The 12,419-nt window shown below is 38.7% G+C and carries 17 protein-coding genes; 2 read left to right on the top strand and 15 right to left on the bottom strand.

Features of this window, described 5'->3' with window-relative positions:
* The 15 genes from accC to ACH0CI_RS02130 form a co-directional block, all read right to left on the bottom strand.
* Positions 1–1,353: an acetyl-CoA carboxylase biotin carboxylase subunit gene (gene accC, locus ACH0CI_RS02200; protein WP_013084993.1), complete on the bottom strand. Its 1,353-nt coding sequence runs from the start codon at positions 1,351–1,353 to the stop codon at positions 1–3.
* A 12-nt stretch (positions 1,354–1,365) separates the two neighbouring features.
* Entirely contained in the window at positions 1,366–1,872 is a 507-nt protein-coding gene (accB, locus tag ACH0CI_RS02195; RefSeq protein WP_028410660.1) for an acetyl-CoA carboxylase biotin carboxyl carrier protein, read from the bottom strand.
* A gap of 352 nt (positions 1,873–2,224) precedes the next feature.
* On the bottom strand, positions 2,225–2,875 hold the full coding sequence (locus tag ACH0CI_RS02190) for a SpoIIIAH-like family protein (protein ID WP_272766929.1): 651 nt from the start codon (positions 2,873–2,875) through the stop codon (positions 2,225–2,227).
* Between the two features lie 7 nt (positions 2,876–2,882).
* Complete coding sequence (gene spoIIIAG, locus ACH0CI_RS02185; protein WP_406900822.1) at positions 2,883–3,545, bottom strand: stage III sporulation protein AG; 663 nt, start codon at positions 3,543–3,545, stop codon at positions 2,883–2,885.
* A complete protein-coding gene (gene spoIIIAF / locus ACH0CI_RS02180; RefSeq protein WP_231504554.1) occupies positions 3,542–4,171 on the bottom strand; it encodes a stage III sporulation protein AF in 630 nt (209 codons plus the stop codon). Before spoIIIAF ends, spoIIIAG begins: the two co-directional genes overlap by 4 nt.
* Positions 4,168–5,352, bottom strand: coding sequence for a stage III sporulation protein AE (gene spoIIIAE, locus ACH0CI_RS02175; RefSeq protein ID WP_013059149.1), 1,185 nt, complete (start codon positions 5,350–5,352; stop codon positions 4,168–4,170). Before spoIIIAE ends, spoIIIAF begins: the two co-directional genes overlap by 4 nt.
* Before the next feature lie 24 nt (positions 5,353–5,376).
* Positions 5,377–5,760, bottom strand: coding sequence for a stage III sporulation protein AD (gene spoIIIAD, locus ACH0CI_RS02170; protein ID WP_013059150.1), 384 nt, complete (start codon positions 5,758–5,760; stop codon positions 5,377–5,379).
* Between the two features lie 20 nt (positions 5,761–5,780).
* Positions 5,781–5,987 (bottom strand): stage III sporulation protein AC, encoded by a 207-nt coding sequence (gene spoIIIAC / locus ACH0CI_RS02165; protein ID WP_013059151.1) that lies wholly within the window; start codon positions 5,985–5,987, stop codon positions 5,781–5,783.
* A 19-nt stretch (positions 5,988–6,006) separates the two neighbouring features.
* Positions 6,007–6,519 carry a stage III sporulation protein SpoIIIAB gene (gene spoIIIAB, locus ACH0CI_RS02160; protein WP_028410656.1) on the bottom strand — a complete coding sequence of 171 codons (513 nt, stop codon included), beginning with the start codon at positions 6,517–6,519 and terminating at the stop codon, positions 6,007–6,009.
* 6 nt (positions 6,520–6,525) lie between these two features.
* Positions 6,526–7,473 carry a stage III sporulation protein AA gene (gene spoIIIAA, locus ACH0CI_RS02155; protein WP_060746984.1) on the bottom strand — a complete coding sequence of 316 codons (948 nt, stop codon included), beginning with the start codon at positions 7,471–7,473 and terminating at the stop codon, positions 6,526–6,528.
* Positions 7,474–7,538: 65 nt separating this feature from the next.
* A complete protein-coding gene (locus ACH0CI_RS02150) occupies positions 7,539–7,820 on the bottom strand; it encodes a YqhV family protein (RefSeq protein WP_013059154.1) in 282 nt (93 codons plus the stop codon).
* A 138-nt stretch (positions 7,821–7,958) separates the two neighbouring features.
* Positions 7,959–8,516 carry an elongation factor P gene (gene efp, locus ACH0CI_RS02145; protein WP_013059155.1) on the bottom strand — a complete coding sequence of 186 codons (558 nt, stop codon included), beginning with the start codon at positions 8,514–8,516 and terminating at the stop codon, positions 7,959–7,961.
* Positions 8,517–8,535: 19 nt separating this feature from the next.
* A complete protein-coding gene (locus tag ACH0CI_RS02140; RefSeq protein WP_335387905.1) occupies positions 8,536–9,594 on the bottom strand; it encodes a M24 family metallopeptidase in 1,059 nt (352 codons plus the stop codon).
* 1 nt (position 9,595) lies between these two features.
* Positions 9,596–10,033 (bottom strand): type II 3-dehydroquinate dehydratase, encoded by a 438-nt coding sequence (gene aroQ, locus ACH0CI_RS02135; protein WP_335387908.1) that lies wholly within the window; start codon positions 10,031–10,033, stop codon positions 9,596–9,598.
* A 121-nt stretch (positions 10,034–10,154) separates the two neighbouring features.
* Complete coding sequence (locus tag ACH0CI_RS02130; protein WP_028411601.1) at positions 10,155–10,691, bottom strand: YqhR family membrane protein; 537 nt, start codon at positions 10,689–10,691, stop codon at positions 10,155–10,157.
* Positions 10,692–11,004: 313 nt separating this feature from the next.
* On the opposite strand from ACH0CI_RS02130, the gene ACH0CI_RS02125 reads away from it, so the two are divergent.
* Both ACH0CI_RS02125 and ACH0CI_RS02120 read left to right on the top strand, forming a co-directional pair.
* Positions 11,005–11,961: a DUF1385 domain-containing protein gene (locus tag ACH0CI_RS02125; protein WP_014458240.1), complete on the top strand. Its 957-nt coding sequence runs from the start codon at positions 11,005–11,007 to the stop codon at positions 11,959–11,961.
* A gap of 48 nt (positions 11,962–12,009) precedes the next feature.
* Positions 12,010–12,408, top strand: a complete 399-nt coding sequence (locus tag ACH0CI_RS02120) for an SA1362 family protein (protein ID WP_013059160.1) — start codon at positions 12,010–12,012, stop codon at positions 12,406–12,408.
* The last annotated feature ends 11 nt before the right edge of the window (positions 12,409–12,419 follow it).

Raw genomic sequence — 12,419 nt, 5'->3', positions numbered from 1 at the left:
CTAAGAATTCATTACGTCATATAGCTCAAGAAACTTCGTGTTGAATTCACCGCTAACAAATTTTTCATGATTTAATAGTTTTTGGTGAAAAGGAATAGTGGTCGCCACGCCGTCGATAACAAATTCATCTAACGCGCGCTTCATTCGTTCAATAGCTTCCTCACGAGTTGGCGCATGAACGATCAATTTAGCCACCATTGAATCATAGTAAGGCGGGATTGCATAGCCCGGGTATGCAGCAGAGTCTACGCGCACTCCGTAGCCACCTGGCGGCAAGTACATTTGAATCGTACCTGGTGATGGCATAAAGTTTTTCTCTGGGTTTTCTGCGTTGATTCGGCACTCAATTGCCCATCCGTTAAATGTCACTTCTTCTTGCGTAAACGGTAAAGTTTCACCATTTGCCACTTTGATTTGTTCTTTAATTAAATCAACTCCTGTCACCATCTCTGTAACAGGGTGTTCTACTTGGATACGCGTATTCATTTCCATGAAGTAAAATTTGTTTTCACGGTAATCATAAATGAATTCCACTGTTCCGGCTCCTGTGTAATTAACGGCTTGAGCAGCTTTAACGGCAGCATCGCCCATTAATTCACGCGTTTTTTCGTCTAACGCTGGAGAAGGCGTTTCTTCAATTAATTTTTGAAGACGACGTTGAATCGAGCAATCACGCTCTCCTAAATGTACAGTATTCCCATGAGAATCAGCCAACACTTGGATCTCAACGTGACGGAAATCCTCAATGAACTTTTCAATGTACACACCAGGGTTACCGAAAGCTGTAGCAGCTTCTTGCTGTGTAATTGTAATACCTTTGATAAGCTCTTGTTCATTTTTCGCAACGCGGATTCCTTTTCCTCCGCCTCCTGCCGTTGCTTTAATAATAACAGGATAGCCAATATCATTAGCAATTGACATACCGTCTTCCACTGACTCTACAATTCCAGTTGAACCAGGAACAATTGGGACACCCGCTTCACGCATCGTTTCTCTCGCTACGTCTTTTGTTCCCATTTTGTTAATGGCTTCAGGACTTGGTCCTACAAATGTAACGTTACACTCTCTGCATAGCTCTGCAAAATCAGCGTTTTCAGCTAAAAAGCCGTATCCAGGGTGAATGGCGTCACAGCCCGTTAGCATCGCAACGCTCATAATGTTTGTAAAGTTTAAATAGCTGTCTTTAGATGACGTTGGTCCAATACAATACGCTTCGTCTGCTAATTGTACATGCAAAGAGTCACGATCAGCTTGAGAATGAACAGCTACTGATTCTACACCTAATTCTTTACACGCTCGAATAATTCGAACCGCAATTTCTCCTCGATTCGCAATTAATAGCTTTTTAATCATATTTACCGCTCCTTATTCAGGCTTTACTAAGAAAAGAGGTTGACCGTATTCTACAAGTTGTCCATTTTCAACTAATACGTCAACGATTTCACCTTTAACTTCTGCTTCGATTTCATTGAATAATTTCATTGCTTCTACGATACATACAACCGAATCTTTTTGTACTTTATCTCCAGGAGTTACGTATACATCTGATTCTGGCGATGATGACGCATAGAATGTCCCTACCATCGGAGATGTAATTTTATGTAAACTCTCATCAACCGCTGGGGCCGCTTGTTCTTCTTTTGGTTGAGCAGACTGTGCTGCTGGGGCTGGCGCTGGAGCCGCTGCTGCCTGCGGTGCAGGTGCTGCCACTTGTTCAGGTGCCGAAACCACTACTTGCTGCGCTTGTTTGGAAACAATTGCGTCTTTTTTCTTCATCTTGATTTTGGAGCCTTCGTGCTCATAGGTGAACTCCTCGATTGATGATTGATCAACTAGTTTAATGATCTCACGGATCTCTTGAATTTTTAACATATTGAACACTCCTACCTCATGAAAATAGAATTCTCTACAATGTTAATAATACGATAGATGGCTACAGCCATTCAATTCGTTTGGCAAACATTAAAAAGAAGTTCCACTTACTCTATAATAACTTTTTAGCGTTATCGTTTTATAAATGGAAACATAGCTTTACAGATGACAATACGTATGAAAACATTTGTCACCTAGTACTAATATAAGATTATGAAACCTATTATAACCGAAGTAAAAAAAGAAAGCCATGTTAAAATTTTTACCGTCTCGCTTAGATTTTAGTCATTTCATAAAAAAAGAAGTGTAAACAACCCCAATTTACGGCTGTTTCACACTTCTTTTATTCCCTTTATTTAGTTGGCTGAAACTCTACCGCTACTTCTTTTGGACCCATTTCTTTTTTGACTAGCTGAATGATTTGATTTGCTTTTGTTTTTGAGTGTTTTTCTGTCTTAACCGTAATTTGTACTTGCTTTCCGTCTGCTCTTACTAGCGCGTCACTGTATCCTTTTGCTTTAATTAATGTTTCCAGCGTGGCTTCTTTTTCCCCTAGCTTTGATAATTCATCAATTTTATCCATCGCCTTGCTTACTTCCGCAGGCGTCACATTTTTTGATGCCGCTACTTCTTGATACTCTTCTTTTAATTGACTTCTTTCATCATTTAATTCCAAACGAAGCGCCGTAAATAGCTCATCGCTGTCCGTGCTTGATACAACCGCTGATTCTTTTGCATTTTTAGCCGTTTCCTTCTTTACATCTTCTGATGAGCCTTCAGTTTTTGAATCTTCTTTTGTTCCTGATTTCTCATCTGTCTGTTGTTTTGTATCTTCTGCAGGAGCCTTGTCATCAGCTTGCTTTTCGCTTTGCTTTTCATTGTCTACTAACGCAACATTACTCTGAGGATTTTCTGGCGTTGTCATATAATACACCGATAACACAACCACTAAACTTAGCATTGTTAATAACCAAACCGTTTGCTTTTTTAATAACATATTCATTTCCCCCTCATCCTTTTTTCGCTAATACTGCTACTCTATGACTTGGTATATCAAGCGCTCTTGTCACGGCTTCAATAATAGATTTCTTTACCTCGATATTATCAGCTCCTTTAGCGACAACTAACACGCCTCTTACTTTTGGTTTTTCGGTTTTAACTACAACAGGCTTTTCTTGTTCTCCGCTTCTTACAATGACCAGCTGTTCGTCTGTTGAGGAATCTTCAACTTTACGAGTCCCTCCTTCACGGTCCGTTTCGTTGGTCGTTTGCGATTTTGTGACGCTGTTTTTTTCATATATTTTGGATTCTGTTGCATCTAGGTTCACAATTACTTTTACCTTACTTACGCCTCTAACTTGATCCAAAATATCTTTCAATTCTTCCTCATACCGCTCTTCATAACCTGTCATCGTTGTTGTCTTTTTAGAGCTAAAAGCGGGAACATCCTGTGATACCGGTGGTGCGCTGGTTTCTTTGCTTGCACTCTTTAGTAATCCGCCTGAATTCATAGATGTTGTGAGTGAGTTGCTAAATACCATAAAGATAACGCCTGCAGCTAGTAAAATGCCTATATACATTAACTTTGAAGGTTTCTTCGTAGTTGATGACTGTTTAAGTGAAAAGAACCGCTGAAAAAATGATGGGTCACCTTTTTCTGGCTTTTTACTCATTTCGTGTCTCCCTCCTCCATATTCACAACAACTTGGCCTTGTTTTACATCCCATTTTGCTGCTAAATAGTTGGATAATTTCTTGGATTCTGTTGGTTTGTTTGTTTCGATCGGTGTGGAGGTATCAATAGAAATAACTTTCACAGCTGAAACAACCTCGGAATCATCCGATGCTTTTTTACTTACGGCAACTGAAATCGATTTAATATTATCAGCGGTAGGTTCGTCGTTCGGCTTTTTTGTTTCAATGTGAATTCGATCAATTGCTACACCATACTGATCCATCAACTCCTCTTTTACATCTGTCTCCATTTGGACAGCCATTTGTTCTAAAATATATGCACGTTGTGAAGCTTGTATTTCTTTTTTCTGATTTTCTATTGAATTTTCTACCTGCTGATCGGATCGAATAGATGATAAGCTAAGTGATTTCAGCATTTGATTAACATCCACTTTGAAAATTTGAAAAACGGGTGTAATAATAATCAGCATTAAAAGAAGTCCAACCACCAGCTTTGTATATTTTTGAAAACTAGAATTGGGCAATAGTAAATTAATAATGGTAGCTAATAAGATAAAAAGAACGATATTAGTAATCCACGTCGTTAAGGCCTGCAATTTCTTCACCTCACCATCATTGTGACGTTGCTCGCTGTAATGATGACCGTTAAACATAAGAAAAACATAAGCGAGACAACCGCAAGCGCCGCGAAAATATAGATGACGCTTTTGCTGATAATGCTCAAGCAGGAAATAACCGGTCCTCCTCCAATAGGTTGAAGAAGAGCTGCTGCTAGCTTATAGATAAAAGCGAGCGTTAACACTTTAATAGCCGGAAACGCGACGATTAACAGTAAGACTGCTACTCCAGCAATCCCTACTGAATTCTTTAATAGAAGCGAGGCACTGATGACTGTATCAGCCGCATCTGTGAATACACGTCCTACAACAGGTATAAAGTTTCCTGTGACAAACTTTGCCGTTCGAATTGTAATACCGTCGGCAACAGCTGAGGTGGCCCCTTGAACGGACAGCACCCCTAAAAAAACAGTTAGGAATATTCCAAGCACGCCAATGCTTATATTTCTCAACAGCTGAGCAAGCTGTGTAACCTTATGTTCATCTGAAATCGTACTCACAATGCTAAGCAGTGCTGAAAGAAAAAGCAGCGGCATCACTACGTATTGAATAAGCAAACCGCTTGTGTTCATTAAAAACAAAATCATCGGATGAAAAAAGGCTGCCGATACAACTCCTCCTGATGATGCCATTAAGGCAAGCAGCAGCGGCACCAGAGCTAAAATGAATTTGGTCATGGTCTCAATCGCTCCCGTTGCATAAGAGATAGCAATTTGAAAACTATTAAGAGCAATGATGATCAAAACCATATATACAAGCGCATACGCTACTTTACTTACGGTTTGCTGATTAAACGCACTTTGGAGCGTTTGTAAAAACACGCTAAAAACCGTTAGCATAATGAGCGTACCGAGGAGCTTTCCATTCGCTAATACTTCGTGAAATAAAAACTTTACAAGACCTCCTAGCCATTCTTTAAGAGAGAACTCTTTTTCTCCTTTTAAAAAATCGACTAAACTTCCCTTCTGACTCTCGGGTAAAAAGCCGCCGTATTGGGTAATAATATCGTCCCAAAACTGTTTGACTTCATCGATACCGAGCTTATCAATTTGTTCATTGACAAGTTCTTGCTGCTTCGGGGGTTCGGAAGCTTGTACATTTTCTGGAAAGAAAAAAAAGAGGAACAAAAGAAGAGCGAGTATATTCACTTTAAACGTCCACCGCTTCATTTCGTCACCTCATATTAAGTAAAATTAATTGGGCAGCATTGAAATAATCGTTTCAATAATGACCGTTAAAATAGGAATTGCCATGGAGAGAATCAGCACTTTTCCACCTAATTCAATTTTAGAAGCAATGGCACCCTGCCCTGCATCTTTCGTAATTTGAGCACCAAATTCGGCGATATAGGCGATACCAATAATTTTCAAAATGGTTTCCACATAAATCATGTTAACGTGGGCATTAATCGACAGCCGCTCGACCATCTTAATAATTTCGTAGATTTGATCAATTAAAAAAAGAAAGATCACGGATCCCACGAATACAACAAGTAAAAAAGCAATAGGTGATTTATGTTCTTTTAAAATAAGAGCCAAAAACGTAGCTACTAACCCTAAGCCCACAATTTGAAGCATTTCAATGGCAACTCACCCCTCTACCCTTGAAATAAAAAAACCGATTTGATTTTTTGAAATAAGTCCTCTACAATCGAAGCAACCATAAATAAAATATAAATAAAACCGATGAGGGTAACCCAGTTCGCGTAATCTTTTTTTCCCATCTGTTCGAGTACGGTGACTAAAAAAGCTACGACGATACCAATCCCAGCAATCTGAAAAATGGTGTTCATATCAATTCCCACATTCAATCCTCCTCTATCGCTACATCAATAGAATGACCAGTAGCAACCCAGATAGAAAGCCTAAACTTTTAACCATTTTTTCATAGCGATTCTGCTTATCAATTGCATCTTGTTCTTCGCGTTCAAGATGATTCAGCGTCAGTAAGATATGCTTTTGCTGCGAATAACGATCATGCTGACCAAGCGTTTCACCAAATTGTTTTAAGATTTCTAGTTCTCCCGTTTTAAGTGCGGTTTGTTTCCAAAATTGGTCCAACGTCTTTTCCCAAGCTTCCTTGACACTTTCAGTACCTTCTTTTAATTTCATTGAAAACTCATTAAATAAAGAAGCCAAAGGATTAGGAAGCTGTAGAGATAACAAATGAGCAACTTCTTGAAGAGGCCGATTGCTGTACATAATTTCTGCTTCTAACGACCTCAGAGCCGTTTTTAATTGCCTGAGCTGCCTGGGTCTTGCACTAAGCTGCTTTGCAAACTCAAACCCTGTGTAAGTGGAAGCAAATAAGATAAAGATGGCACCAAACAGTTTCATACACCATCACCCTTTACTATTTTCAATAAGCGACTTTTCAACGGACGTTTTCATGGAATTATAGTGCTCATCGTAGATAGCCTGAAGTGTTCCAGGACCTCGGCTGTTCGATAGCACAACATACCTTTTGAATACGTGAAGTTTCATTAAAGCTTGCAAAGTGGGACGCTTCATTAAATCGTCAATGTCATAGCCATGAACAGTCATAATGACACGAACGCCAGCATTAACCGCTTCAAGTACGGCCTTACAATCTTCTTCACTTCCCACTTCATCCACGATCAGCACATCGGGGCTCATGGAGCGAATCATCATCATCATGCCTTCAGCTTTCGGACAGCTGTCTAATAAATCCATTCTAGATCCGAATGTATGCTGAGGAACCCCTTTAACAGCCCCAGCAATTTCTGATCGTTCATCTACAATTCCCACTTTAAACGGAGGAATCTTAGAGCGCTCTATGCCAGTACTTATTACTCTGGCTAAATCGCGAATCATGGTTGTTTTTCCTGTTTGAGGAGGTCCTATAATGACCGTGCTTTGCCAATAGCGATTGTATAAAAAAGGAATAAGCTGATTCGAAATACCAATCTTTTGTTTAGCAATCCGGATATTAAAGGATGATACATCTCGAATCACACGAACCTGTCCATTTTCTGTTACAACTTTTCCCGCTAGCCCAACCCGGTGCCCGCCTTCAATGGTGACATATCCTTTTTTCAATTCTTCTTCAATCATATAAATTGAAAACTGGCTTAATTTATTTAAGATAAATAAAGCATCTTCTGCACTTGGAAGATACGATTCGAAATATGGCTGATTGTTGATTGTAAATTCGACAGGTCTTCCTATACGCACTCGAATTTCTTCTAGTACATGAGAATGGTTTGTAACATAAAATTCAACAGTCTTTTTTAAATTAGGCGGAAAGATTGCAAGTATTTCGTTTAACATATTCATCCCCTCATATTTGAACTCACTTCAATGTATTATAAGCTTGACCATTTTATGCCTACCTTTTATTTAAAAACACCGATTAAAATGAAGAGCACTCCTACTACAATCATGATTAATTTCCCAAAAGATAATTGATCGGCTACGGACACTAAACCTATGGTAAAAGAACTCACCATTACAATCGGACCAACAAGTGCTAACATTCCATTAATCATTAACGCTTTTTTCACATCATTGTTTGTGACAATTAAAATAGCGGCAATAAACTCAATAAATGAAGAAATAAATCGAAGGCACGCCATCGTTAATACCGTACCGTTTAAATGATCCAACCACTGCTTCATAAGCCCCTCCTATATCTCTGCGTTGTTTAGTACAACCTATGCAAAATAAGGAAGAGTTAGCACAAAAAAACATACAAAAAAGGCAGAGAATGATTCTCTGCCTTTTTTGTATGTTTGCAGCTTGCTTACACGATCCAATTACGCGCGTGATACGTAGCTGCTGTCTGTTGTGTTGATAATTAATACGTCGCCTTCGTTTACGAAGAACGGAACGTTTACTGTTAAGCCAGTTTCCACAGTTGCTGGTTTTGTACCGCCAGAAGCTGTGTCACCTTTAATACCAGGTTCAGTTTCTGTTACTTTAAGCTCAACTGTGTTTGGAAGTTCAACACCTAATGTCTCACCTTGGTACATCATAATTGCTACTTCCATATTCTCTTTTAAGAATTTTAGCTCATATTCAATTGCACTTGCTGGAAGCTCTAATTGCTCATAAGACTGGTTGTCCATGAATACGTGCTGATCGCCGCTTGCATATAGATATTGCATTTTACGGTTATCAATTTGTGCTTTTCCTACTTTTTCACCTGCACGGAACGTTTTTTCTTGCACAGCTCCTGTACGAAGGTTACGTAGTTTTGAGCGAACAAATGCAGCGCCTTTACCAGGCTTTACGTGTTGGAAATCCATTACACGCCAAATACCCCCGTCTACTTCTACTGTCAAACCTGTACGAAAATCATTTACTGAAATCATGAAGAAATCCTCCTACATTTTATAAAATAATGAACTCTTTTGATGAGTGCGATAATGCCTCATTACCTTCTGCTGTGACGACCGTATCATCTTCAATACGAACGCCCCCTAAGTCTGGTATGTAAATACCTGGTTCAACGGTTACAATCATACCTGGCTGCAGTACATCTGTAGATTTCACAGAAAGCGATGGGCCTTCGTGTACTTCTAACCCTACGCCGTGACCGGTCGAATGTCCAAAATACTGGCCGTATCCGTGTTCTGTAATATAATCACGCGTTAGCGCATCTGCTTCTTTACCCGTCATGCCTGCTTTGATACCTTTCATTCCGTTAAGCTCTGCTTGCAGTACGACATTATAAATTTCTTTTAGCTTATCACTTACTTCACCGACGGCAAATGTTCGTGTGATATCTGAACAGTAACCATTATAGTATGCGCCAAAATCAAGCGTTACAAGTTCGCCTTTTTCAATTACTTTGTCAGAAGCAACACCATGCGGTAAAGCCCCGCGATGCCCTGAAGCAACAATTGTATCAAAAGATGAAGATGTTGCGCCTTGTTTTCTCATAAAGAACTCCAGTTCATTCGATACTTGAAGCTCTGTTAAACCAGGACGAACAAAGGTTAAAATATGTTCATATGCTGCATCTGCTATTTTTGCAGCTTCCTTTAATATCTTAATCTCTGAGTCACTCTTTATCAAGCGTAAGTTTTCGATTGCGTGCGAGATTGGAACAAGTTCCGCTCCGATATGCTTATCAAATAATTGATGCTGTCCATATGTAACATAATTCTGTTCAAAACCAAGCTTTTTAATTCCAAATTGTTTCACTACATTCGCTACTTCTTCTACAATAGGACCCTTGTGCTGAACGATATCAAAACCTTCTGTTTGACTAGTTGCTTGTTCAACATAACGAAAATCTGTTACAAATGCCGCTTTGTCTTCAGAAATGATAACGACACCAGCAGATCCTGTAAAATTGGTCATATAGCGTCTGTTATATTCACTTGTAACGACAACACCGTCTACATTCAACTTTGAAAACTGTTCGCGTAGTTTTTCGATTTTCATTTTATTTCCCCCTTAATTGTAAAAGTGCCTGCAGAGCAAGCTCGTATCCGTATAAACCTAACCCGACAATTTGACCATGCGTAACAGGTGCCGTCACCGAATGGTGGCGAAACTCTTCACGCTTATGTACGTTCGAAATATGCACTTCAATAACAGGAACAGATATACTGGCAATCGCATCTCGAATGGCATAACTGTAGTGAGTAAAAGCACCAGGATTGATCATAATCCCATCAAACTTCTCATCTGCTTCGTGAATCCAGTCGATAATTACACCTTCGTGATTAGACTGTACGCACTCAACTTCTACCTCATGGTCTCTGCCTGCTCGCTGAAGCTTCTCTTCAAGATTTTGAAGATTATCTGTCCCATATACCGCTGGTTCGCGTACGCCTAAACGGTTTAAATTAGGACCGTTTATTACTAAAATCTTATTCATCTTATTTCAACACTCTCCCCTACTACGAACCCTTTATGCAGCTCACTTGTGTGAATTTACACTTTATTTTTCTTTTTAAATCATTATATAGAATATATTAGCATACGTTGGAACATTCACACTACTTATTCGCCGTTTGAAAATCTGTAGATTCATCTTTTGTTTGAAGCTCTGCCGCTTCAAAAGAAATGGAATATCCGATGAATACACCATATAAAATATAAATACAGAGGGATGAAATAATTGTGTTAGCTGGAAGCTCTCCAATTGTTTTCAAGTTAGGAAAGAGCGGATTCAAAACAACGAATACGATTGCCCACCATAATAAGCCGTAAGCAAAACCTATCCAAATTGTTTTAAACTTCTTTAATAGGACGTAGTATAACAACCCGACAACAATAGATAATACCCCTATGAGAAAAATACTGACGATAACACCTATTCCTTTATCCTTCCAATCACCTAATGCCCATGGATCTAAAAGCATATTTGGATTGATAACACTAAAGCTAAACAGATAATTTAAATAGCCAATAAAGCTCCAGAAAACCCCTCCAAAAAAGGAAATAAAGATGGCTTTAAATAAAAAAGATATTTCCTGTTTATGCGTAGGTTGGTTATCCTGTTTTTTTTCATGCTGTTCTTTAGGTTCTGACATATTAATCACCTCTTGATGTAGTATGAACTTTTTTCTCATTTCCTACCGACTCATTTCTAAGTTTTTACGTTTATTACTCTTCCTATACGCAAGAAGGGCGCCTGATATCGCAGAGACATTTTAAAACTACTTCGCACAGAGTTTCATAAACAAATTTTATAAATGAAAGGAAAAAAATTCATATGAAGGGTGTGGAGATGAAAAATATTGGCTAAACTAGATAACATGCATCCGCCTAGAGGTTTATTTGATTTTGCTGTAGAATATAAAATACTAAGAAGTCTAGTCTAGTTAAGTTAGGTTGGTGCCTGAAATGTCTAAATTACAAAAACCTGCGTATGGTGGTCAAGCCGTTATAGAAGGTGTCATGTTCGGTGGCAAACGTATGATGGTGACGGCTATTCGCCGCAAAGATCAATCTATTGATTATTTTCATTCAAAAAGAAAATCAAATTCCGTACTCACTGCTTTAAAAAAAATTCCTTTTTTACGAGGAATTGCTGCTATTGTTGAAGCCAGTGCAAACGGTACGCAGCACTTGAACTTTTCCTCTGAACGCTATGACGTGAATCCAGAAGATGATGCTCAAGTAGCAGCAGAACAACAAAAAGAGAAAAAAGAATCAAAACTATCTTTAATATTTGGCGTTGCAACTATTGGTGTAATATCCTTTCTTTTCGGGAAAGTACTATTTACATTGATTCCTGTGTTTTTAGCACAATTGACACGTCCTGTTTTCACTTCAAGTGTAGCTCAAGTTTTTATTGAAGGAGTATTTAAACTATTATTGCTCCTTGGCTATATTTATGTGATTTCACAAACGCCACTTATTAAACGGGTGTTTCAATATCATGGAGCAGAACACAAGGTCATTAATGCATATGAAAACAATGCTGAACTTACGGTAGAAGCCGTTCAAGCACAATCTCGACTTCATTATCGCTGCGGAAGTAGCTTTATCCTCTTTACCGTAGTTGTAGGAATGTTTGTCTACCTACTAGTTCCAACGGATCCTCTTTGGTTACGAATTGTGGATCGCCTTGCATTAATTCCAGTTGTCCTTGGTTTATCATTTGAAGTGTTACAGTTAACCAATAAAGTTCGTCATGTCCCTCTTCTTCGCTTTTTAGGTTATCCCGGTTTATGGCTTCAGCTTTTAACAACCAAAGAACCAAAAGATGATCAAGTTGAAGTTGCGATTGCTTCATTTAAAGAACTTTTACGCGTTGAAAATGAACTTTCTTCTACCACTGACGAACAAGTTGTCTAATCCACACCGTTTTGCTTTCTTTTTTTACTATTTTAGGAGGTGAACAAAATGAGACGTCCATTCGTGAAACCACTTGTATATGGTCTAATCGGGTTAGGAGTCATTGGCTTTGCATTTACGTTGATTACAGATCCAGCTGTTTTATTACGTCAAGCAGGTTATATTTTTCTGTTTATCATTTTGTTTTACTTAGTTTATCGGTTTATTCTCCGCCCTTCTCAGACAAAAGGTCAAGATAGAGGCTATGTGCGCGCAGTAAAGCAATCGAAACTGCGTCAAAAAGAAAAAGAGCGAGGAAGCAACAAAGTTGATATGCATACGTACCGAAGCTCAAATAAGCGCCCGGTATCCAAATCAACGAAACCGCTAAAGAAAAAGAAAAACAACTCACACTTGACCGTCATCGAAGGTAAAAAAGGAAAAAAGAAAAATAGAGCATTCTTTTAAAAAAACAAGGA

Source organism: Priestia sp. 179-F W1.4 NHS (genome assembly GCF_045369295.1).
GTDB classification, from domain to species: domain Bacteria; phylum Bacillota; class Bacilli; order Bacillales; family Bacillaceae_H; genus Priestia; species Priestia zanthoxyli.
The sequence above is the reverse complement of the archived record's forward strand: the minus strand, read 5'-3'. Positions and strand labels throughout refer to the sequence as shown.